21 protein-coding genes are annotated in these 22,315 nt (G+C 68.8%); 15 read left to right on the plus strand and 6 right to left on the minus strand.

The genetic code is table 11. The features are described 5' to 3' along the window. The first annotated feature begins 37 nt into the window (after nucleotides 1-37). On the plus strand, nucleotides 38-1,825 hold the full coding sequence (locus AC06FB_RS07470; RefSeq protein ID WP_478053515.1) for an MFS transporter: 1,788 nt from the start codon (nucleotides 38-40) through the stop codon (nucleotides 1,823-1,825). Between the two features lie 7 nt (nucleotides 1,826-1,832). On the opposite strand, the gene AC06FB_RS07475 is transcribed toward AC06FB_RS07470, so the two are convergent. The 4 genes from AC06FB_RS07475 to AC06FB_RS07490 form a co-directional block, all read right to left on the minus strand. Then, nucleotides 1,833-2,318 carry a SecDF P1 head subdomain-containing protein gene (locus AC06FB_RS07475; protein WP_478053516.1) on the minus strand — a complete coding sequence of 162 codons (486 nt, stop codon included), beginning with the start codon at nucleotides 2,316-2,318 and terminating at the stop codon, nucleotides 1,833-1,835. Next, nucleotides 2,315-2,866 (minus strand): HdeD family acid-resistance protein, encoded by a 552-nt coding sequence (locus AC06FB_RS07480; protein ID WP_253119155.1) that lies wholly within the window; start codon nucleotides 2,864-2,866, stop codon nucleotides 2,315-2,317. Before AC06FB_RS07480 ends, AC06FB_RS07475 begins: the two co-directional genes overlap by 4 nt. 58 nt (nucleotides 2,867-2,924) lie before the next feature. Beyond that, entirely contained in the window at nucleotides 2,925-3,620 is a 696-nt protein-coding gene (locus AC06FB_RS07485) for a ComF family protein (RefSeq protein ID WP_065174320.1), read from the minus strand. A 182-nt stretch (nucleotides 3,621-3,802) separates the two neighbouring features. Continuing rightward, nucleotides 3,803-5,143, minus strand: a complete 1,341-nt coding sequence (locus tag AC06FB_RS07490) for a chloride channel protein (protein WP_065174319.1) — start codon at nucleotides 5,141-5,143, stop codon at nucleotides 3,803-3,805. Between the two features lie 201 nt (nucleotides 5,144-5,344). Between AC06FB_RS07490 and bioB the strand changes: the two genes are divergently transcribed. From bioB to bioC, 5 genes are all read left to right on the plus strand, one after another. After that, complete coding sequence (gene bioB / locus AC06FB_RS07495) at nucleotides 5,345-6,388, plus strand: biotin synthase BioB (protein ID WP_277381179.1); 1,044 nt, start codon at nucleotides 5,345-5,347, stop codon at nucleotides 6,386-6,388. A gap of 67 nt (nucleotides 6,389-6,455) precedes the next feature. Further along, the gene (bioF, locus tag AC06FB_RS07500; RefSeq protein WP_478053517.1) at nucleotides 6,456-7,679 is read left to right on the plus strand and encodes an 8-amino-7-oxononanoate synthase; all 1,224 of its coding nucleotides are present in this window, start codon (nucleotides 6,456-6,458) and stop codon (nucleotides 7,677-7,679) included. Nucleotides 7,680-7,697: 18 nt separating this feature from the next. Continuing rightward, complete coding sequence (gene bioH, locus AC06FB_RS07505) at nucleotides 7,698-8,477, plus strand: pimeloyl-ACP methyl ester esterase BioH (RefSeq protein ID WP_262219011.1); 780 nt, start codon at nucleotides 7,698-7,700, stop codon at nucleotides 8,475-8,477. 29 nt (nucleotides 8,478-8,506) lie between these two features. After that, nucleotides 8,507-9,286 (plus strand): SDR family oxidoreductase, encoded by a 780-nt coding sequence (locus AC06FB_RS07510; RefSeq protein WP_461289907.1) that lies wholly within the window; start codon nucleotides 8,507-8,509, stop codon nucleotides 9,284-9,286. A gap of 11 nt (nucleotides 9,287-9,297) precedes the next feature. Next, the gene (gene bioC / locus AC06FB_RS07515; protein ID WP_053517990.1) at nucleotides 9,298-10,182 is read left to right on the plus strand and encodes a malonyl-ACP O-methyltransferase BioC; all 885 of its coding nucleotides are present in this window, start codon (nucleotides 9,298-9,300) and stop codon (nucleotides 10,180-10,182) included. A gap of 63 nt (nucleotides 10,183-10,245) precedes the next feature. Here bioC and AC06FB_RS07520 read toward each other — a convergent pair whose 3' ends face one another. Together AC06FB_RS07520 and AC06FB_RS07525 are read right to left on the minus strand one after the other, a co-directional pair. Next, complete coding sequence (locus AC06FB_RS07520; protein WP_111187213.1) at nucleotides 10,246-10,878, minus strand: YdcF family protein; 633 nt, start codon at nucleotides 10,876-10,878, stop codon at nucleotides 10,246-10,248. Continuing rightward, nucleotides 10,875-11,837, minus strand: a complete 963-nt coding sequence (locus AC06FB_RS07525) for a pyridoxal-phosphate dependent enzyme (RefSeq protein WP_478053518.1) — start codon at nucleotides 11,835-11,837, stop codon at nucleotides 10,875-10,877. Before AC06FB_RS07525 ends, AC06FB_RS07520 begins: the two co-directional genes overlap by 4 nt. A gap of 156 nt (nucleotides 11,838-11,993) precedes the next feature. Between AC06FB_RS07525 and AC06FB_RS07530 the strand changes: the two genes are divergently transcribed. The 9 genes from AC06FB_RS07530 to AC06FB_RS07570 all read left to right on the plus strand — a co-directional run bounded on the left by AC06FB_RS07530 (nucleotide 11,994) and on the right by AC06FB_RS07570 (nucleotide 22,310). Then, entirely contained in the window at nucleotides 11,994-12,470 is a 477-nt protein-coding gene (locus AC06FB_RS07530; RefSeq protein WP_053517985.1) for a hypothetical protein, read from the plus strand. Between the two features lie 490 nt (nucleotides 12,471-12,960). Next, nucleotides 12,961-14,850: a tRNA uridine-5-carboxymethylaminomethyl(34) synthesis enzyme MnmG gene (gene mnmG, locus AC06FB_RS07535; RefSeq protein ID WP_478053519.1), complete on the plus strand. Its 1,890-nt coding sequence runs from the start codon at nucleotides 12,961-12,963 to the stop codon at nucleotides 14,848-14,850. Between the two features lie 90 nt (nucleotides 14,851-14,940). Continuing rightward, nucleotides 14,941-15,471 (plus strand): gamma carbonic anhydrase family protein, encoded by a 531-nt coding sequence (locus AC06FB_RS07540; RefSeq protein ID WP_053517982.1) that lies wholly within the window; start codon nucleotides 14,941-14,943, stop codon nucleotides 15,469-15,471. Between the two features lie 122 nt (nucleotides 15,472-15,593). Continuing rightward, complete coding sequence (locus AC06FB_RS07545) at nucleotides 15,594-16,283, plus strand: RDD family protein (RefSeq protein ID WP_478053520.1); 690 nt, start codon at nucleotides 15,594-15,596, stop codon at nucleotides 16,281-16,283. Beyond that, a complete protein-coding gene (locus AC06FB_RS07550; RefSeq protein ID WP_053517980.1) occupies nucleotides 16,280-17,272 on the plus strand; it encodes a stage II sporulation protein M in 993 nt (330 codons plus the stop codon). Before AC06FB_RS07545 ends, AC06FB_RS07550 begins: the two co-directional genes overlap by 4 nt. After that, nucleotides 17,262-18,851 carry a DUF4129 domain-containing protein gene (locus AC06FB_RS07555; RefSeq protein WP_478053521.1) on the plus strand — a complete coding sequence of 530 codons (1,590 nt, stop codon included), beginning with the start codon at nucleotides 17,262-17,264 and terminating at the stop codon, nucleotides 18,849-18,851. Before AC06FB_RS07550 ends, AC06FB_RS07555 begins: the two co-directional genes overlap by 11 nt. Continuing rightward, complete coding sequence (locus AC06FB_RS07560) at nucleotides 18,848-20,032, plus strand: DUF4350 domain-containing protein (protein ID WP_459062422.1); 1,185 nt, start codon at nucleotides 18,848-18,850, stop codon at nucleotides 20,030-20,032. Before AC06FB_RS07555 ends, AC06FB_RS07560 begins: the two co-directional genes overlap by 4 nt. Continuing rightward, nucleotides 20,029-21,015, plus strand: a complete 987-nt coding sequence (locus AC06FB_RS07565) for an AAA family ATPase (RefSeq protein ID WP_053517976.1) — start codon at nucleotides 20,029-20,031, stop codon at nucleotides 21,013-21,015. Before AC06FB_RS07560 ends, AC06FB_RS07565 begins: the two co-directional genes overlap by 4 nt. Continuing rightward, nucleotides 21,012-22,310: a DUF58 domain-containing protein gene (locus AC06FB_RS07570; RefSeq protein WP_459062423.1), complete on the plus strand. Its 1,299-nt coding sequence runs from the start codon at nucleotides 21,012-21,014 to the stop codon at nucleotides 22,308-22,310. Before AC06FB_RS07565 ends, AC06FB_RS07570 begins: the two co-directional genes overlap by 4 nt. Nucleotides 22,311-22,315 lie beyond the last annotated feature (5 nt).

Genomic DNA, 22,315 nt, shown 5'->3' on the forward strand with positions numbered 1-22,315 from the left:
CGCCGGGCAGGGCCCGGCGCTACCACAGGAACTGCCGATGACTGCAAGCACCGCTCCGCGCTGGCCCGTACGCTATCTGCTCTTCATCGGCGGCCTCGGCGGCCTGCTGTACGGCATCGATATCGGCATCATTGCCGGTGCCCTGCCCTATCTGGAAGCGACCGCCAGCCAGGCCTGGCAGCTCAGCAGCCAGCAGCTGGGATTCGTCGTTGCAGCCGTTCTGCTGGGCAGTGTGCTGTCCTCTTTGTTTGCCGGCATGGTGGCCGATCTGATCGGACGCCGCGGCGCGATGCTGCTGGCTGGCGTTCTGTTCACCGCCTCCATTCCCATCATGGCGCTCGCTTCGGGCTACACGCCGCTGCTGCTGGGCCGACTGCTGCAGGGCATCAGCGGCGGCCTGATCGGAGTGGTGGTACCCCTGTACCTGGCCGAGGTGCTCAGTCCGGAGCGGCGTGGCCGGGGTGCAGCGATGTTCCAGCTGCTGCTGACCATCGGACTGGTGCTGGCGGCGCTGATCGGCCTGTACCACGCCCAGGCCGTGGATGCCGCTGCCGAAACCGTGCGCTCGCTGCCGCTGGCACAGCAGGCGCAGGAACTGTTCGCCGTGAAGGACCATGCGTGGCGGACCATCTTCTGGAGCTGCCTGACGCCGGGCCTGGTGTTCTGTGCCGGCATTTTCTGGCTGTCGGAGTCACCGCGCTGGCTGGTCCGCCGTGGTCGGGTGGACGACGCCCGTCGCAGCCTGCAGCGGGTGCTGCCTGCCGCCGAGGTCGAGCCCACGCTCGCGCGCATCCAGGCACCGGATTCCAGTGGCACGAACGGCAGGCGTGATCCGCTGCTCAGCCGCCGCTACGTGGTGCCGTTCGTGCTGGCCTGCGTGGTCCTGGCCTGCACCCAGGCCACCGGCATCAACTCGGTGCTCGCCTATGCGGTGAACATCCTCAACCAGGCGGGCCTGTCCGGTTCGGTGGCCAATGGCGCCGACGTGGCGATCAAGCTGCTCAATGCGGTGATGACCGTGGTCGCGCTGCTGCTGGTGGATCGCAAGGGCCGCAAGTTCCTGCTGATGCTCGGCAGCGGCGGTATCTGCGTGGCGCTGCTGGCCGCCGCCACCCTGTTTTTCCAGGCCGAACGCGGCCGCGCCGATGTGCAGCCGCAGCTGCAGGCCGCAGCCAGCGGCGATGGCCTGCATCTGGTATTGGACGAGGCGCAGTGGCAACGCCTCACTGACGGCATCGACAGCGAAGGCCGTCCGATGCAGTTGACCATCTCCTACGCCTATGGCGATTTCACCAACGTGCGCGCACTGCGCAGTGACAACCTGATCGATCGCGAGCTGCGCATCGACCGTGCCGGCACCGTGCAGCCGGACAGCGTCATCGGCGCCTTCTTCCGCACCCTGCACCTGAATCCGTTCGCAGACCCGGCCGGCGCAGCGCACGCACCACTGCGCATCGAGCAGGCGCGGATCGGGCCGGTGCCAACGCCGGCCCACGGCTGGGCGGTGGCCGCCTGCATCCTCGTGTTCGTTGCCTTCTTCGCGGTGGGCCCTGGCGTCTGCGTATGGCTGGCACTGTCCGAGCTGATGCCCAACCGGATCCGCTCCAATGGCATGAGCATCGCGCTGCTGATCAATCAGTTCGTGTCCACCACCATCGCCGCGATCTTCCTGCCGACCGTGGGCCACTATGGCTACGCCAGCATGTTCCTGTTCTGGGCGGCATGCACATTCGTGTTCTTCCTGGTGGCTGCGTTCTGGCTGCCGGAAACCAAGGGCAGGTCGCTGGAGGAAATCGAGGCCAGATTCGCGACCAGGCAGCGCTGAGCAGGGTTCAGGGCGCCGGCACCCGCTGGCCGGTGATGTGCCATGCCAGTTCCTGCGCCTCGGCCACGCTGGGCAGGCCACTCAACATCATCGATTCGCCGAACGGACCACTCACCGTCGCCACCGTCAGCAAGCGGCCATCCACGCTGATCGCCACCCGCTTCCCCACCAGTGCGGCCGTGCCATCGTGGATGCGCTGCTGTGCCTCCTTGCGATAGCGGATCTGCAGGCCAGGCTGCTGGCTCTGGTCCAGCACGTAACGCACATCGGCAATGTCGGCACTGCCGGCGATCGGCGGCTCGCGCAGCGCGAGTGTTTCACCCTGCCACTGCACCGGTGTGCCATTGCCGGCAGCATCGACTGCGCTCAGACGCACATCCACGCCCGGACGCGGCGCATGATCCCTGCCAGCCTCCGCATCCGCTGTTGCGCCGGGCATGCAACCGGCCAGGCCCAGCACCGCGACCAGCAGAAACGAACCCGCCCGCCTCACTTCAGCTTCCTCAGCTTGAATGCCACCAGCACCTGCAGCAGCCCATACAGCAGGCTGCCGATGCCGATCCACAGCGTGGTCACGGCCACGCCCGCGTAGGGATTGGCCGCAAACAGCAGGCCCAGCACCACCGCCAGCACACCACTGAGTATCAGCAACCACTCGCCCTGGATCTGCCTGCGCACGCGGATTGCGTACACGATGCGGTAGATGCCGGCCACCAGCAGCCACGCTGCCAGGAACAGCACCAGCACGCTGGCGGTGGCCAGCGGATTGATCACCGCCAGAATGCCGAAGCCGAGCGAGGCGATGGCGTACAGCGCCAGCCAGCCACGCGAGACACCGCTGCCACCGCTGATCAGCGCGAACAGGCTGATGACACCTTCGATGATGGCCATCACGCCCAGCGTCCAGGCCAGGGCCGTCGCCGCCGACAGCGGCCAGCCGATCGCGATGATGCCGAAGCCGAGTGCGACCAGGCCATACAGCAGCAGGATCCACCAGCTGCGACCGACCGCCGACAACAGGGGAGACAAGGGGGAATTCATGACCACTCCTTCGATCCGGAATCGGCTTCATCCTAGCCCCTGGCGATGAAGAGGGCGATCACGGAACCCGTGCGCAGACCCACACGCGCACCTCTGCGGCACCCACGCAGCGCAGTGTCTCAGCGATTTCCATCACGGTGCTGCCGGTGGTCATCACATCATCGACCACGGTCAGCCGCGGCGGCACCGGCGCATGTGCATCGAAGGCGTCGAACAGGTTGTCCCTGCGCTGTTCGGCCGTGCGTTCGGACTGTGGTGCCGTATGCCGGCGACGGTACAGGCCCTGCCAGACCGGCATCGGCAGCAACCGGCATAGTTCGGCGGCCTGGTTGTAACCACGCTGGCGCAGGCGCCGATCATGCAATGGCACCGGCACCAGCGGCGCGCACGACCAGGGCGGCGGCGCGCGTTGCATCAGCTGCGCGAGCAGGCGTCCGGCCGCCAGGTCCTGATGGAACTTGTAGCGCACCAGCAGCTGGTCCACCGGCGGCAGGTACAGCAGGCTCGCGTGCGTGGCCAGCTGCGGTGGTGCCTCCTCGCGGCAGCTGCCGCAGACGATCAGGGCCGCATCCGGCAGCGGCAGCGCGCAGCGCAGGCAGGCGCGACCCGACCACGGCAGTCCGGCGTAGCAGGCCGGACAGAGATCCAGCTCGTCGTGACCCGGGTCATTGCAGACCAGGCAGCGTAGTGGAATCAGCAGGCGCAGCAGCCGTTGCAACGGGGGCCCGGCGACGATGCGGTGGACGATGCGCATGCCGCAGGCTCGCGCATGGCAGGCAGCGACGCCATCGGCGGACGGACCAGACATGGGTCGGTGAAATGCCCGTCATCGTGTGCCGACGGGCATGACCCACCATGCCCCTACTGCATGGCCTGCCAGGGTGGCTGCCGGTCGCCTCTCCCTGGCAGCATCTGCCGGGCACGTACGCGGATCACCTACTTTCGACCGGGATCGACGGACGTGGCATCGGCCGATGGGCCTGGCACCATCAGCAGCTCGGCCAGGCCACGATAGATCGGCACCCGGCACACCAGACCGGATACCCCGCGGGCAATCAGTACCGTGGCCAGAATCGGCAGCAGCAGGTCACCGCTGTCCGTCAGTTCCAGCGAGATGACGGCGGAGGTCAGTGGGGCCTGGGTGACGCCGGTCAGATACGCACACATGCCGAGCAGCACGAACGCGCGTGGATCCACGCCGGGCATCAGCACGGCCAGGTTGTGGCCCAACCCGGCACCGACCGCGAGCGCAGGCGAGAACAGGCCCCCGGGGATACCGGCCACATAGGAGGCCAGGTTGGCCAGCAGCTTCATCAGCCCGAACTCATGACCCACCAGCGCGTGACCCTGCACCAGACTGCGTGCCTGTTCGTAGCCGGTGCCGAACGCACCTTCACCAAACAGCATCGCCAGCGCCACCACCACCAGGCCGCAGCCGGCGGCCAACAGCACGGGATGGCGCTGGCGCAGTTGCCCCAGCCAGCGCGGACGGCCTGCCGCGCTCGCCAGTACGGCGCGCGCGAACAGTCCTCCCAGCAATCCCGCCACCACACCGCACAGCAGGATCGCCAGCCAGCCCTGGCCCAGCGGAAGCCGCGCCGAAACATGGCCGAAGTAGGTGTAGTTGCCCAGCAGACCCAGCGATACCACACCACCGACGATCACCGCCGTCAGCAGCGTGCCCGAGAACCGGTGCTCGAAGCGGCCGCTGAGTTCCTCGATGGCGAACACGATGCCTGCCAACGGGGTATTGAATGCTGCCGCGATGCCTGCGGCGCCGCCCGCCAGCAGGAAGTGCGACAGCTCACGCGGGTCCTTGAAACCAAACCAACGACCGAACAGGTACATCAGGCTTGCACCCACGTGCACGGTCGGACCTTCGCGGCCGACCGAAGCACCGCCCAACAACGACAGTGACGTCAGCAGCAGCTTGCCGGCCGATACCGCCGGTGAAAGATTCGTCGCGCGGAACGAGGCATCCGGCTTGTCCAGCGCAGCGATGACCTGGGGAATGCCGCTGCCGCGGGTAGGCTTCAGTACACCGCTGGTCAGCCATGCCAGCAGCGCGAAGATGCCTGGCGTCAGCAGCAGCGCCCACCACGGCGAATGGGTGGTGATGCGCTGGAACAGATGGAACGCCGCGTCGCTGGCCTTGGCGAACAGAATGGCCACCAGCGCCACGGCCACGGCACCGCCCCAGAGTGCGGCGCGGCGGCGCCAGGCCTCACTGAGGACCAGCGCGCTGATGCGGCCGCGAAGTCGATGGAGATCGGTCATGGGACAGAGTCTGCGCGCAAGCGCTTCCGCTGGGCAGTAGTCACTGTGGCCGCAAGCCTTGCAGGAAGCGGTGAAACGCGGCCATCCGCGTCGGCCTGATCAACCGGCGCACTGTAAACCACTAAATACACTACAGAGTTGACAGCCTTTCCACCCCCCTCCACACTGCCGCCCTCGCTCCACTCGTACCCGGGTCCCGCCATGGCCACTGCCATCCGCCACGACTGGCAACACGATGAACTGCAGGCGCTGTTCGAACTCCCCCTCACCGACCTGTTGTTCCGCGCCGCTGCGGTCCATCGCGAGCACTTCGACCCCGCCCGGGTGCAGGTCTCCACGCTGCTGTCGGTGAAGACCGGCGGCTGCCCGGAGGACTGCGCGTACTGCCCGCAGGCCCAGCGCTACAGCACCGGCGTCAACGCACAGAAGCTGATGGACACCGAAGCGGTGCTGGCCAAGGCGCGCCAGGCCAAGGCTGCCGGTGCGTCGCGCTTCTGCATGGGCGCGGCCTGGCGGTCGCCGAAGGATCGCGACATCCCGAAAGTGGCCGCGATGATCGCCGGGGTGAAGGCACTGGGCCTGGAGACCTGCGCCACGCTGGGCATGCTCAGTGGCGACCAGGCACGGGCACTGAAGGACGCCGGCCTGGACTACTACAACCATAACCTCGACACCGCGCCGGACTATTACGACTCGGTCATCCATACCCGCCAGTACCAGGACCGCCTGGACACGCTGGAACACGTGCGGGATGCAGGCCTGAAGACCTGCTGCGGCGGCATCGTCGGCATGGGCGAGACGCGGGCGCAGCGCGTGGGACTGCTGCTGGCCCTGGCCACGCTGCCGGCCCATCCGGATTCGGTGCCGATCAACAGACTGGTGCAGGTGGCCGGTACGCCGCTGCACGGCAGTGCCGAACTGGACCCGTTCGAGTTCGTGCGCATGATCGCGGTGGCACGCATTGCCATGCCGCGTTCGATGGTGCGCCTGTCGGCCGGCCGCGAGGCGATGAGCGACGAACTGCAGGCGCTGTGCTTCCTGGCCGGCGCCAACTCCATCTTCTATGGCGACAGGCTGCTGACCACCGGCAACCCGGAAAGCGAGCGCGATCTGGCATTGTTCGCGCGGCTGGGCCTGCAGCCGATGGCGGTGCAGGTGGACGCCGAGGGCCACGACCACGGCGGTACCGTACATGCCGATATCGGCAGCGTTGCACCCGGCTGCGGCTGCGCTCACGCAGCCTGAGACGGGGCCCGAGCAGGCGTCGCGGCAACGCGCTACCCTAGCCGCCCCGTCGCCGCCTCCCGCCGCCATGGCCCGCCCCGACCTCACCGCCCGCATCCAGGACCAGCGCGCGCTGCGCGATGCCCAAGGTCGTCGCCGCCCACGGCGCACGGTCACCCGCCGCGATGGCGTCTGCCTGGAAGTGGAAGGCCGCTGGCTGACCGGCTTCTGCAGCAACGACTATCTGGGCCTGGCCCAGCAGTTCAGCGTGGTCAATGCATTGCAGGACGCGGCCGCCCGCGAAGGCGCCGGGGCCGGCGCATCGCACCTGGTCTGCGGCCACCACGCGATGCACGATGCTCTGGAACGCGAAATGGCCGAGTGGCTGGGCTACCCGCGCGCACTGCTGTTCGGCAGCGGTTTTTCCGCCAACCTGGCGGTGCAGCAGGCGCTGCTGAGCGAAGAGAACGACGTCTGCGTGCAGGACAAGCTCAATCACGCCAGTCTGCTCGATGCCACGCGGCTGGCGGGCGCACGCCTGCGCCGCTATCCGCACCTGGATGCGGAAGGGGCCATGCGCCAGCTCAGGCACGCAGCCGATGGCGCAGCGATGCTGGCCACCGATGGTGTCTTCAGCATGGACGGCGACGTCGCGCCGCTGCGCGCACTGTCACTGGTCGCGCGCCTGCAGCAGGCACTGTTCTATGTGGACGATGCACATGGCGTTGGCGTGGTCGGCGATGGCCGGGGCACGGTGGCGGCCGCCGGTCTGGGCGTGAACGACGTGCCGTTGCAACTGGTCACCCTGGGCAAGGCGCTGGGCAGCGCCGGCGCGGTGGTGCTGGGCCGCGAAGACCTGATCGAGCATCTGGCCGAAACCGCCCGCCCCTACATCTACACCACCGCGATGCCGCCGGCGCTGGCGGCGGCGGCACTGGAAGCAGTGCGCCTGGCACGCCGCGACAACTGGCGCCGCACCAAGCTGGTCGACCTGATCGCACTGTTCCGCGGCGAAGCGCGCCGCCACGGGCTGGACCTGATGGCATCGGAGACACCGATCCAGCCCCTGCTGTGCGGCGATGACCACACCGCACTGGCGCTGTCCAAGGCGCTGGAGCAGGCGGGATGGCTGGTCGGAGCGATTCGCCCGCCGACCGTTCCAGAGGGCAAGGCACGCCTGCGCGTCACCCTCTCTGCCCTGCACACGGCAGACCAGGTGCGGGGGCTGGTCGAGGCCATCGCCAGCGCGCGTGATCGCCTCTCGATCACGCCGCGCGAGGCCGCGCCACCGCCGTTGCCGGCCCTGGCTTGAGGTTCGGCTGGTTTCCGCATGCATATCGAAGTCGCCGGCCAGGGGCCGGACCTGGTACTGATCCACGGCTGGGCCCTGCAGGGCGGTGTGTTCGCGCCGCTGGTCCAGCGCCTGGCGCAGCAGTTCACCCTGCACCTGGTCGATCTTCCCGGACACGGCCACAGCCGCGAGGACACCACGCCGTTGCGCCTGCCCTTCGTGGTCAACGCGATCGCCGCCGCCACGCCACCGGCGGTGTGGTGCGGGTGGTCGCTGGGCGGGCTGTTCGCACTGCATGCCGCGGCGACCCTGCCGAAAGTGCGGGGACTGGCGATGATCGCTGCCACGCCCCGCTTCGTGCGCGGCGACGACTGGCCGCATGCGGTGGAGCCGGCCGTGTTCGAGCAGTTCGGCCGTGAGCTGGCCGGCGATTTCGGTGGCACGCTGGAACGATTCCTGGCCCTGGATGTAATGGGTTCGGCGCACGCCCGCGAGGAACTGCGCACCCTGCGCCAGCGCCTGGTGGAACGCGGTGCACCGACCGCACGCGCCCTGCGGGAGGGTCTGCAGCTGCTGGAAAGCACCGACCTGCGCGGCGCCCTGCCGGCACTGGGCAAGCCCAGCCTGTGGATCGCCGGTCAACGCGACAGGCTGGTGCCACCGGCCGCCATACAGGCTGCAGCGGCGCTCGCGCCCGGCGGACAGGCGCTGACCATCGCTCACGGCGGCCACGCCCCCTTCCTCGGCCACGCCGACGAAGTGGCCGCCGTCCTGCAACGCTTCGTTGCCGGCCTGACACCGGCGGATGACGGACAATGACGTTCCTTCGAACTGCGCAGGGCTGACGCATGGATCTGGGTATCAAGGGCCGCTGGGCCCTGGTCTGCGGTGCAAGCAAGGGGCTGGGCCTGGGATGCGCGCGCGCCCTGGCGCGCGAAGGCGTGAACGTGGTGATCGTTGCGCGCGGCGAGGCAGCCCTGCAGGCCGCCGCCGAGCATCTGCGCGCACTGCCCGGCGCCGGCGAGGTGCACGCGGTCGCTGCCGACGTCAGCACAGAAGCCGGACGTGCCGCTGCGTTGGCCGCCTGCCCGCAGGTGGACATCCTGGTCAACAACGCGGGCGGGCCGCCGCCGGGCGATTTCCGCAGCTTCGAGCGTGACGACTGGATCGCTGCACTGGACGCCAACATGCTGGCCCCGATCGCGCTGATCCGCGCCACCGTGGACGCGATGATCGAACGCGGCTTCGGCCGTATCGTCAACATCACCTCGTCGGCGGTGAAGGCGCCGATCGATACCCTGGCGTTGTCCAACGGCGCGCGCAGTGGCTTGACCGGCTTCGTCGCCGGTCTGTCGCGGCGCACGGTCGCCCACAACGTCACCCTCAACAATCTGCTGCCTGGCCAGTTCGACACTGATCGCCTGCGCGCCAACTTCGCCCACAGCGCGGGCAAGGATGGCGATGCCGGAGAGATCGCCGAGCGCCGCCGCCAGCAGATCCCCGCCGGCCGCTTCGGCACCGCCGACGAATTCGGCGCGTCCTGCGCTTTCCTGTGCAGCGCACAGGCCGGCTACATCACCGGGCAGAACCTGCTGATCGATGGCGGCGCCTACCCCGGTACGTTCTGAGAGATCCTGCAATGCCGTCCCACTTCGATCCCCGCCATGTGCGCCGTGCGTTCTCCCGCGCCGCCAGCAGCTATGACGCCGCCGCTGCCCTGCAGCGCGAAGTGCAGTCACGGCTGGTGGAATCGCTGGACTACCTGGAGGCACGCAGGCCCGAGGTGGTGCTGGACATCGGTGCCGGTACCGGCCATGCCAGCGCACTGATGAAAAAGCGCTGGCCGAAGGCACAGGTGATCGCGCTGGATATCGCCCTGCCGATGCTCGATCAGGCCAGGCGCCAGGCCGGCTGGTGGAAGCCCTTCCAGCGCCTGTGCGCCGATGCGGCGGCGTTGCCGCTGGCCGACAACAGTGTGGATGTGATCTTCAGCAATCTCTGCCTGCAATGGGTGGACGATCTGCCTGCAGTGTTCGCCGGCTTCCGCCGCGTGCTCAAGCCCGGCGGCCTGCTGTTGTGCTCGACTTTCGGGCCGGAAACCCTGATCGAGCTCAACGAAGCGTTCGCTGCTGCCGATGATCGCCCGCACGTCAGCCGTTTCGCGCAGATCGCACAGTTCGGCGACGCGCTGATGATGGCCGGCTTCCGCGACCCCGTGCTGGACCGCGACCTGTTCACCCTGACCTACGAGGATCTGCCCGCCTTGATGCGCGAACTGCGGGCGATGGGCGCGACCAATGCGCGGGTGGACCGTCGGCATACGCTGACCGGCCGCGGGCGCTTCGCCGCTGCGGCGGCCGCCTACGAGCCGATGCGCCGTGCCGATGGCACGCTGCCCAGCAGTTGGGAAGTGATCTATGCCCATGCCTGGGCACCGGACCCGGGCGCGCCGATCCGCGAAGGCGGCCACGACGTGGCCTCGGTACCGGTGTCGGCCATTCCGATCCGCCGCAAGCAGACCTGATCGATCGATCACGGGTGATGCGCCGACCAAGGTCGGCACCCACCCAAGGCAGGCGGCAGCCGCTCAGGTATTGGCCGGCGAACTCAGCGGTGGCCGCACCAGATCGCGATGGAAGAAATAGATTTCCTGCAGCAGGAAACGCCAGCTGGTGTGGAAGCTGCGGAAGCGGGTGCTCGGCGTCGATGACGCCAGCGCATCGATGCCCAGCGCCCGGCTCAGGCGCAGCGCGCGTGCCATGTGCAGCGGATCGCTGACGATGATCACCCGGTGCAGGTTGCGCTGATCCATCAGCCGCTTGGCCTCGATCAGATTCTGCACGGTGTTGCGCGAGGCGGTTTCAATCAGGATCGCATCGTCCGGAACGCCGTGCTTGAGCGCATAGCGCCGCGCCACCTGCGATTCGGAGAAGCGGGCGCCGCTGCCGCCATACCCCCCGGTGAAGATCAGCAGCGGCGCATACCGGGCCTCGTACAGGTCCAGGCCATGACGGATGCGCTCCTCGAAGACCGGCGACGGCTTGGCGTCATAGGCGGCCGCACCGAGCACGATGATCGCATCGGCCTGGGCGGCCTGATCACGCTCTCCCACCCAGACGATCCATGCGGTCACGCCCAGCAGCCAGATCACCAGCAGCACGAACAGCCGCCACGCCCAACCGAACAGGCCGGTACGCTCGCGGTGCCGGCCGCGGCTCAAGGCATGCCCCAGCGCAGGGCGGGAAGATCGACGTTGCCACCGGACAGCACCAGGCCCACCCGCTGCCCGGCAAACCGTTCCGGCTGGGACAGCACCGCCGCCAGCACCGTCGCCGAAGACGGTTCAACCACCTGCTTGAGCACCTCCCACAGCACGCGCATCGCAGCCAGGGTGGCGGCGTCGTCGACCACGATGACCTCCGCACCGGCAGCACGCAGCAGCGCGAAGTTGGGCGCACCGATCAGGGTGCGCAGGCCATCGCAGACGGTATCGGGGGTGAACGCGCCCTGCCGCTCGCCGGCGGCAAGTGAGCGGGCGGTATCGTCGGCACCAGCCGGTTCGGCCAGCACCAGCCGGGTCTGCGGGCCGGCCAGCTGCAGCGCCAGCGCAGTACCGCTGGCCAGACCACCACCGCCCACTGGCACCACCAGCACGTCGAACGGCCCGTCGCTGTGCAGCAGCTCCAGCGCAGCGGTGCCCTGCCCTGCCATCACCGCCGGATCGGCATACGGGTGCACCAGGGTTGCACCGGTGTCGGCCTGCACCCTGGCGCAGGTGGCCTCACGCTCGGCAATGGTCGGCGCGCAACGCCAGAGCGTGGCGCCATGGCGCGCGATGTTGGCCAGCTTGGCGGCGACGGCGCCCTCGGGCACCACCACATGGCAGGGAATGCCTCGCGTCCGTGCCGCCAGCGCCAGGGCCGCGCCATGATTTCCCGATGAATGGGTGACCACACCTCGTGCGGCGCGCTCGTCCGACAGCGACCAGACGGCGTTGCAGGCGCCCCGGAACTTGAACGCGCCGCCCCGCTGCAGGTGCTCGGCCTTGAAGGCCAGGCGTGCGCCGGCAAGCGTGTCGAGGGTGCGCGAGCGCAGCACCGGCGTCACACTTGCGTGCGGCGCGATCCTCGCGGCGGCAGCCAGGACATCTTCGGCACGGGGCAACAGTGAATCGCTCATGACGCAAGATTAACGTATGCCCTCGTGCTGGCGACCCCGGCACAGGCCATGCCAGCATGCAGGCCTTCGCCGCCATTCATCCTGGGTGGTGGAATTAAGGGCCGATTCAATGCCCACGCCCGAAGCTGACTGCACACCCGTTCTGGGGGGACCCACATGAAAACGCGCCTGATGCTTGCCGGTGGCCTGTTGCTGGCCCTGACCGGCTGCACCACCTACGACTATGTCGGCGGTGGCCGCAGCGGCAGCTACTACCACGGTGCGCCGTCGGTGGAGTACCGCTACCCCGCCGGCTATCCCTACAACTACGGCCCGTACTACGGAGGCTATGGCGGCTATTACGGCGGCTATGGCTACCCGTACTACTCGCGTCCGATCTATCGTCCACCGCACAATCACCGCCCGCCACCGCGCCCGCCGGGCAATGGCGAGAACCGTCCGCCGCGTCCGCCGCGCGAGAACAATGGCGGCTCACCGTGGCGGAACATGGACTCGATGCGACGCCCGCCGCAGCCGAGCGTGCAGCGCCCGGCACCGCCGGCCCGCCCGGCGCCGGCACCGAGTGCGCCCAGGATGAACGGTTCCCCCTGGCGCAACATGGATCGTGCGACGCAGCGCACACTTGAGCGCTGAACCGTCTTGCATTTCACACGGTCCAAGCGGCAATCTAAAGCGGTTGTGACGGCCCGCGTCACAAAGTGACAAGAAGCGGTATGGGCCGTCGCGGAAAGCTCTACGTCGATATCCGACAGGAACATCTGGATCCCCCCTGTTCCGGCCCTGTCGGATGTCGGCACCTCTGAAGGCAGACGGCCCCGCAATGCGGGGCCGTCTGTTTTTGCGGATGCCTTCGGCGAAGAAAAACAGGGCCGGACAGTCCCCCGACTGCCGGCCCTCTGCTCCCCCATCGTGCGCCTGTACCGGCCCCTGTTCCAATTCCGGTCACGGGCGCCTTCGGCGCCAGCCACGATGGGTGCTATTGGGTTATCTGCAAAAATCCTGCCAACTTTAGGGTCAATTTCGTCCGGCCCTGGCTTCTCCGGGCGTCGCCCTGCCGAATGGCGCTAAAATCGCCACCCCGGCACCGCCTCCGGCCGCGTCCGCCCCCATCGACTCCGCCCCCATGACCCACTCCTTCCATCGTTACGACGTCATCGTCATCGGCGGTGGCCACGCCGGCACCGAGGCCGCGCTGGCCGCGGCCCGCACCGGCGTGCGCACCCTCCTGCTGACCCACAACATCGAAACGGTGGGCGCGATGAGCTGCAATCCGGCCATCGGCGGTATCGGCAAGGGCCATCTGGTCAAGGAGATCGACGCCCTTGGCGGGGCGATGGCGCATGCCGCCGACCGCGCCGGCATCCAGTGGCGCACGCTCAATGCCTCCAAGGGTCCGGCGGTGCGCGCCACCCGCTGCCAGGCCGACCGCAACCTGTACCGCATGGCGATCCGCGCCCTCGTCGAGGGCCAGGCCAACCTGACCGTGTTCCAGGCGGCCGTCGATGATCTGGTCATCGAGGGCGACGCCGTGCGCGGCGTCATCACCCAGACCGGCCTGCGCTTCGATGCGGAGGCGGTGGTGCTGACCGCCGGCACCTTCCTGGCCGGCAAGATCCACGTCGGTCCGACCCAGTACGCCGCCGGCCGCATGGGCGATCCGCCGGCCACCACGCTGGCCGCACGCCTGCGCGAGCGCCCGTTCCAGGTCGATCGCCTGAAGACCGGCACGCCACCGCGCATCGACGGCCGCTCGCTGGATTACAGCATGATGGACGAGCAGCCCGGTGACACGCCGCGGCCGGTGATGTCCTTCCTCGGCTCGGTGGACGAACATCCGCAGCAGGTCAGCTGCTGGATCACCCATACCACCGAGCAGACCCACCAGATCATCCGTGACGCCCTGCATCGCTCGCCGCTGTACAGCGGCCAGATCGAAGGCATCGGCCCGCGTTACTGCCCCTCCATCGAGGACAAGGTGGTGCGCTTCGCCGAAAAGGCCAGCCACCAGATCTTCGTCGAGCCTGAGGGGCTGGGCATCGTCGAAATCTATCCCAACGGCATCTCCACCTCGCTGCCGTTCGACGTGCAGCTGGAGATGGTGCGCAGCATCCGGGGCTTCCAGAACGCGCACATCACCCGCCCCGGCTACGCCATCGAGTACGACTTCTTCGATCCGCGCGGGTTGAAGGCTTCGCTGGAAACCAAGCTGGTCAACGGCCTGTTCTTCGCTGGCCAGATCAACGGCACCACCGGTTACGAAGAGGCGGCCGCGCAGGGCCTGCTGGCCGGCCTCAATGCGGCCCGCCAGGTGCGCGGCCTGGATGGCTGGTGCCCGCGCCGCGACGAAGCGTATCTGGGCGTGCTGGTGGATGATCTGATCACCCACGGCACCAACGAGCCGTACCGCATGTTCACCAGCCGCGCCGAGTACCGGCTGCAGCTGCGCGAGGACAACGCCGACCAGCGCCTGACTCCGGTTGGCCGCGACATGGGACTGGTCGATGATCGGCGCTGGATGGCGTTCGAGGCCAAGCAAGCTGCCGTAGCCGCCGAACGTGCGCGGCTGGGGGCGCTGTGGGCGACCCCGGCCAATGCCCTGGGCCGCGAAGTGCAGGACACGCTGGGGGTGACTGTCAGCCGCGAAACCAATGTGCTCGACCTGATCAAGCGCCCCGAGCTGGATTACGCGCAGCTGATGCAGGTGCCCTCGCTCGGCCCGGCAGTGGCCGATGGCAAGGTGGCCGAGCAGGTCGAGATCGGCGTGAAATACGCCGGCTACCTGGACCGCCAGCGCGACGAGATCGCGCGCCAGCAGCGGCACGAAGCCACGCCGATCGCTGAAGGCTTCGACTACGCCAGCGTGCGTGGCCTGTCGGTCGAAGTGCTGCAGAAGCTGGAACGTGTGCGTCCGCAGACCATTGGCCAGGCGCAGCGCATCCCCGGCATGACGCCGGCCGCGATCTCGCTGCTGCTGGTGCACCTGGAGCGTGCACGGCGCGGACGCGTGGCGTAACGCAGCATCGACGGTGGCGCCGGGCCATGCCCGGCGAGCGCAGCGGCCCGCGTATCATCGTCGCGATCGCCCTGATTTCCGGAGACACCGATGACCCCGCTGCGCCCTTTCCGCGACAAGATGCCGGTGCTCGGCGCACGCGTATACGTCGACCCGGCGTGTACCCTCATTGGTGACGTGGAGCTTGCCGACGATGTTTCGATCTGGCCGGGTACCGTCATCCGTGGCGACGTCAATTTCGTCCGCATCGGCGCCCGCACCAACGTGCAGGACGGCACCATCATCCACGTCAGCCATCACAGCCCGTACAACAAGGCCGGCCATCCGACCCTGATCGGCGAAGGCGTGACAGTCGGCCACGGCTGCATCATCCATGCCTGCAGCATCGGCGATTACAGCCTGATCGGAATGGGCGCCTGCATCCTCGATGGCGCGCGCGTGGAGCGCCACGGCTTCGTCGGTGCTGGTGCAGTGGTGGGCCCGGGCAAGGTGGTCGGCGAAGGCGAACTCTGGCTGGGCAATCCCGCCCGGCCGGCGCGCATGCTGAGCGACAGGGAGATCGAGTCGCTGCATTACTCGGCCGACCACTACGTCCGGCTGAAGGACGAATACCTGGGCTGAGGCCCTCGACTGCCGGCGCGCTCTGCTAAAGTCTGGGCCCGACCAGGAACTGTCGAGACACCCATGCCTGTGGTTGCCAGCCGGAGAGGACTCCAGCGCCCACAACGAAGGCCGTCGCTCTGATGGCCGCACCGATGCTCGACACCTACCGCGAGGTGGTGACGCCGGAAGGCGTGCCGCTGCAGCTGCCGGCCGCCGGTCCGGTGCCACGTGCGCTGGCCTGGCTGGTCGATCTGGCCATTCGTTTCGCGATTCTTGCCGCGCTGTCGATCCCGCTGGCACTGTTGAAGGAATTCGGCACCGGCCTCTACCTGGCCCTGATGTTCCTGGTGTACTGGGCGTATCCGATCGTCTGCGAGGCGCTGTGGGGCCGCACCCCGGGCAAGCGCGCGCTGGGCCTGCGCGTGCTGGCCCGTGATGGCGCGCCGGTGGGCTGGATGGCGGCGATCACCCGCAACCTGCTGCGGACCGTCGACATGCTGCCGTTCGCCTACGCGCTGGGCCTGCTCAGCAGCCTGTTCGACGCGCACGGCCGCCGCCTGGGCGATCTGGTCGCCGGCACCGTGGTGGTGCACGCGCCGGCGCTGTACCTGCCGCCGCCGGCCACCATCGACAGCGTGCTGGCGCCGCCGCAGCCGCTGCGGCCGGAGGAACAGGCGGCGCTGCTGGCCTTCGCCGAGCGTGCCCCGCGGCTGGCACCGCTCCGCCAGCAGGAACTGGCCGCCATCGCCGAACCATTGACCGGCACCCATGGCCAGGTCAGCGTGCTGCGCCTGTATGCGATGGCCAACTGGTTGCTGGGACGGCGATGAAGCAGGAACAGTTCGTCGCCCGCCATCAGCAGGAATGGCTGGACCTGGAGCAGTGGCTGCTGCTGCGTGCCGGCGCCTCCCGCCGTCGCCGCCGCCAGCCCGCGGCCACCACGCTGGACGACACTGCGTTTCCACAGCGTTACCGGCGGCTGTGCCAGCAGCTGGCACTGGCCCGTGAGCGGGGCTACAGCCCGCAGTTGGTGCAGCGCCTGCAACAGCTGATGCAGCAGGGCCACAGCGTGCTGTACCGGACGCCTCCCACGCGCTGGCGGCGCGCGCTTGAATTCCTGGTGGCCGATTTCCCGCTGCTGGTGCGCAGCCAGGCACGCAGCATGTGGGCCGCCCTGGCGATGTTCGCGCTGCCGGCGGTGGGCTGCTTCGTGCTGGTGCAGCTGTACCCGGACCTGATCCACCAGGTGATGGACAACCGCCAGATCGCCGAAATGGAACGCATGTACGACCCGGCTGCCGAACGCCTGGGCCGCGACAGCGGTACCGACTGGATGATGTTCGGCCACTACATCATGAACAACATCAGCATCGCCCTGCGCACTTTCGCCAGTGGCCTGCTGGCCGGGCTGGGCACGCTGCTGGTGCTGTTGTTCAACGGCGTCATCATCGGCGCGGTGGCCGGCCACCTGCAGCACATCGGCCATGGTGATCCCTTCTGGCGCTTCGTGGTCGGCCACGGTGCATTCGAGCTCACCGCCATCGTCATCGCAGGCGGCGCCGGTCTGCAGCTGGGCATGAAGCTGCTGGCGCCCGGACGCCGCAGCCGCCTGGACGCACTGGTCGAAGGTGGCCGCATCGGTGCCCGGCTGTGCCTGGGCGTGGCCTTCATGTTGCTGGTCGCGGCGTTCGTGGAGGCGTTCTGGTCGTCCATTGCCGAAGTGCCGGCGTGGGGCAAGTTCAGTGTGGCCGGGGTGCTGTGGGCCGGCGTGCTGCTGTGGTTGTGGCGTGGCGGACGCGGAGGCGGCGATGCGCATTGATCGCCTGGACGTCGTGCTGCGCGCACGCAGCGGCTGGGAAGCGATGGAGCTGGGCAGCGCGCTGACCCGCCGGCATGCGCGTGCGGTGTGGGGCAACTGGCTGCTGGCCAGCGCACCACTGTTCGTGATCGCCAACGCACTGGGCTGGTGGCTGGACGCATTCGGCCTGGCCTGGCTGCTGATGTGGTGGTGCAAGCCCGTGTTCGAACGCGCGCCGCTGTATGTGCTGTCACGCGGTGTGTTCGGCGAGCCGGTCACCGCCCTGGCCGCCCTGCGGGCACAGCGGCAGTGGGGCAACCGTGGTTTCTGGGGCTACCTGGGCTGGCGTCGCTTCAGCGTGCTGCGCAGCCTGTGCCTGCCGGTCAACCTGCTGGAGGGCAACACCGCCGAACAGCGTGGCCCGCGCCGGCGCGCGGTCGCAGCCGGCGCGGCGGGTCCGGCGCTGGTGCTGACCGTCGCCTGCATGGTGTTCGAGGGCGTACTGGTCGCAGGCGCGATCGGCGCGGTGTTCATGTTCATCCCGTTCGAGCTGCTCTCCGATTCCTGGCGCGCGGCTTGGGACATGATCGGCAAGGACACGCCCGCCTGGGCGAAGCTGGGATTCAATCTGGCCTGCTGGCTGGCCTCCGTACTGATCGGACCGTTCTACGTCGGTGCAGGGTTCGGCCTGTACTTGAATCGACGTACACAGATGGAAGCCTGGGACGTGGAGATCGCCCTGCGCCGGCTGCGCGAACGCCTGCTGCCGGTTGCCTCGTCGCTGGCGCTGCTGCTGTGCCTGGCACTGCCGCTCACCTCCATGCCGGTGCACGCGCAGGAGGGTGACGCATCGAGCAACCGCAAGAGCGACGCGCGCCGGGCACCGCAGATCAGCCCCGGCGATACACCCGCCATGATCTTCGGCGACACCCCGGTGGATACCGCGGGCTTCCGCCAGGCCGTGAGCCGCGCCTACGAGGATCCATTGCAGCGCCCGACCCGCCAGGTCACGCAGTGGAAAGCGATCGAAGAGGCGGAAGAGAAAAAGGACGCACGCAAGGAACTGGAACGCGACGGCAGCAGCCAGAGCCAACGCACGTCGCGCAGCAGCAGCATCGCCTGGCTGGCGCGATTGGCCGAATGGGGCCTGTGGGGCCTGCTCGGTGCCCTCCTTCTGGTGCTGGTGCTGACTGCACGGTTGTGGCTGCCGTGGCTGCGCGGCTCGGGCCGCCGCCGGGCCGCAGCGGCGCCGCACGTGGTCGAGGAACAGGTCGAGCTGCCGGTGGTGCTGCCGCCGGACGTGGCGACCCAGGCTGGTCTGCTGTGGGACCAGGGCCGGCCGCGCCAGGCGCTGGCCCTGTTGTACCGGGCCAGCGTGCGCACGGTCAGCGAGCGTGCCGGCATCGCACTGCCTCCGGGCGCCACCGAATCGCAGTGCCTGCGTGCCTCGCGACGCATGCCCGACAGCGTCGACCGTGAACTGTTCGCGCGCATCGTGCGGATGTGGCAATACGCCGCCTACGGTGGTCACCTGCCCAGCCGCGGCGATTTCGATGCGCTGGCCACGACCCTGCGCCAGCAGTACGGGTGGCAGGCATGAACCCGCGCCTGTTCTGGTCACTGTTGCTGGGGACGCTGCTGCTGCTCGGCGTGCCACTGGCGATCCTGTTCATGCGTACCCATGAGCGGGTCACCGAAACGGTCACGCTGCCACCGCAGGGCGAGGCCCGTTACAACCCGCTGTACGTGCTCGGGCAGGCGCTGCGCGCCGATGGCATCGAGGTGCATGCGCGGCCGCGGCTGGACCTGCAGCAGATGGCGCTGGGGCCGCAGGACACGGTGGTGCTGCTGCAGGACAGCAGCGAGCTGCCGGCGCCGGCCGCCAGGGCGCTGTTGGCGTGGGTCGACGGCGGTGGCCATCTGCTGCTGCGCACGCCGCCGCCGGCCGAGGACGATGCCGGCAGCACACAGGGGCCGCTGCTGGATGCACTCGGCGTGGACAGCCTTTACCAGCGCAGCGACTGCCAGCCCTTCCATGTCCAGGACGATCCCGGCCACGTGGAATTCTGCCAGGGCCGCCGCTTCACGCTTGGCTTCGCCGCTGAGGCGCGGACCGAACGCCGGTGGGGCAGCGGGCACGACCTGGTGTTCGCGCGCCTGCGTCACGGCCAGGGCCGGGTGAGCGTGCTGGCGGACATGGATTTCATGCGCAGCGAAGTGGAGTCGCAGGCCGCGCGGATGGCCGCAGCCAAGGGCCAGACCAGCGACGGCCTGCACGACCGTTCCCACCGCGATCTGACCCGCTACCTGCTCGATCCCAATTACGGCAAGGGCGCCATGTGGCTGGTCTATGCCAGTCGTCCGCCGTCACTGTGGGTGCGCCTGTTCTACCAGGGCTGGCCGCTGTGGGTACCGCTGCTGATGGCACTGCTGGCCTGGCTGTGGGCGCGCTCGCAGCGGTTCGGCAGCCTGTTGCCATCGCCCGTGATCGAGCGCCGCTCGCTGCTGGAACATGTGCGCGCCAGCGGCGAACTGCTGCTGCGCTTCGGCCAGGGCGTGCGCCTGTACCAGGCCGTGCATGCCCTGTTCGTGCATCGCCTGCGCCTGCGCGCGCCACTCGCTGCTGCGCTGGAAGGCGCGCCACGCGAACAGGCCATCGCCGAACTGCTGCAGTGGCCGCGCAGCCGCGTTGCCAGTGCCCTGACTCCCCCTCCGCCGCACGATTCCTCCGCCCTGCGCGAGCGCATCCGCTTGCTGCTCCAGATGAGATCCCTGCTATGACCGAAGTCCCCGAACGTCCGGCGGCCGCCAATGCCCGCCTGATCGAACGCGTCGACGCCATCCGCCAGGCCGTCGGCCACGCCTTCATCGGCCAGGCTGACGTGCTTGACCAGATCCTGGTTGCCCTTCTCGCTGGCGGCCATGTCCTGATCGAAGGCGTGCCCGGACTGGGCAAGACACTGCTGGTGCGCGCACTGGCGCAGGCACTGGAACTGGACTATGGCCGCGTGCAGTTCACGCCGGACCTGATGCCCAGCGATGTCAGCGGCCACGCCGTCTACGATCCGAAGAGCGAGAGCTTCAAGATCCGTCGCGGGCCGGTGTTCACCAACCTGCTGCTGGCCGACGAGATCAACCGGGCACCGGCCAAGACCCAGTCCGCACTGCTGGAAGTGATGCAGGAGGGCCAGGTGACCATCGAAGGCAAGGCGTTCACCCTGGCGCCCCCGTTCATGGCCCTGGCCACGCAGAACCCGCTGGAACAGGAAGGCACCTACCCGCTGCCGGAAGCGCAGCTGGATCGCTTCCTGTTGAAGGTGCTGATCGACTATCCGCAGCTGGAGGACGAGAAACGCATGGTCACGGCCATCACCCGTGGCCGCGCCGCCAGCGATTTCGATCTGAGCCGGGTGCCGCGCGTACTGGGCGCCGGAGAACTGCTGCAGCTGCAGCAGGCCACGGCCGCGATCACCGTCGATGACGAGGTGATCGACTACGCCGTGCGCATCGTCGCCGCCACCCGGCAATGGCCCGGTATCGCCGTGGGCGCTGGACCGCGCGGCAGCATCGCACTGGTGCGTGCTGCGCGCGCGCAGGCCGTGCTGGCCGGTCGTGACTTCGTCACCCCCGATGACGTGCGCGACATCGCGCGTCCGGCGCTGCGCCACCGTATCGCGCTGGCACCGGAACTGCAGATCGAAGGCCAGGACGCCGACGATGTGCTGGGTGCGCTGCTGGCCAAGGTGGAAGCACCGCGCCGATGAGGCCTGCGCCGCTGCTGCTGGTCCTGCTGCTGGCCTGGGCTGCGCTGGGAGGCGTGGTGCTGGCCGGCGCGTTGCCGCGCTGGAGCTGGGCACTGGTCGCCACGGTGATCGGTACGCTGGCGTTGCTGGACCTGTGGCAGCAGGCCCGGCGACCGTCGCCACAGGTGCAGCGCGAGCTGCCCGAAGCGCTGGCCCTGGGCGTGCGCCGCGAGGTGGGCCTGCGCCTGCAGACCACAGAGCCGATGCGGGTGCAGGTATTCGATCTGGTGCCGGGTGGCTGGCCGCTGGAGTCGCTGCCCCAGCGCGTGCAGCTGCGTCCCGGGCATGCCTGCGCGCTGCACTACACCCTGCAGCCGCAGCAGCGCGGACGCTTCCGCTTCGAGGGCGTGCAGCTGCGCATCCGCTCGCCATGGCGCCTGTGGTGGCAGCAGCGCACCCTGCCCCCTCTGCTGGACGTCCGCGTCTATCCGAACTTCGTGCCGCTGACCCGCTTCGCGCTGTTCAGCGCCGATCAGGCCTCACGCCTGGTGGGCGCCCACGTGAAGCGCCGGCGTGGTGAAGGCACTGACTTCCACCAGATGCGCGAGTACCGCGTCGGCGACAGCCTGCGCCAGCTCGACTGGAAGGCCACCGCCCGCGCACGCAAGCTGATCTCCCGCGAGTACCAGGACGAGAAGAACCAGCAGTTGCTGCTGATGCTCGACAGTGGCCGCCGCATGCTGGCCAGCGAAGGCGGACTCTCGCACTTCGACCATGCCTTGAACGCCTCGCTGGTGGTCGCCTATCTGGCGTTGCGGCAGGGCGATGCGGCTGGCCTGTTCGCCGTCGGCGGCGAGCGTCGGTGGGTGCAGCCACAGCGCGGCATGGGCACCGTCGAGCATCTGCTGCGGGCCAGCTACGACCTGCAGCCGCAGCCGGTAGCCACCGATTACCTGGCCGCCGCCACCGAAGTATCCCTGCGCCAGCGACGCCGTGCGCTGGTGATGCTGGTCAGCAACGTGCGCGACGAAGACATCGAGGACCTCCTGGCCGCGGTGCGCCTGCTGCAGCGCCGCCACCTGGTGTGCGTGGCCAGCCTACGCGAGCACGAGCTGGACGGCGCGCTCGAAGGCGAGGTGCATACGCTGGAGGACGCCGCGCAGGCCGGCGCCGCGGCGCTGTACCTGCAGCAGCGCGCGAAGGCGCACGAGGCACTGCGCAGCGAGAAGGTGATGGTTCTGGACGTGACCGCCGATGCCCTGCCGGCCGCGCTGGTGGAACGCTACCTGGCCGTGAAGCGCGAAGGCCTGCTCTGACCGGT

The sequence above is a fragment of the Stenotrophomonas sp. Steno-C15 genome, assembly GCF_056393265.1.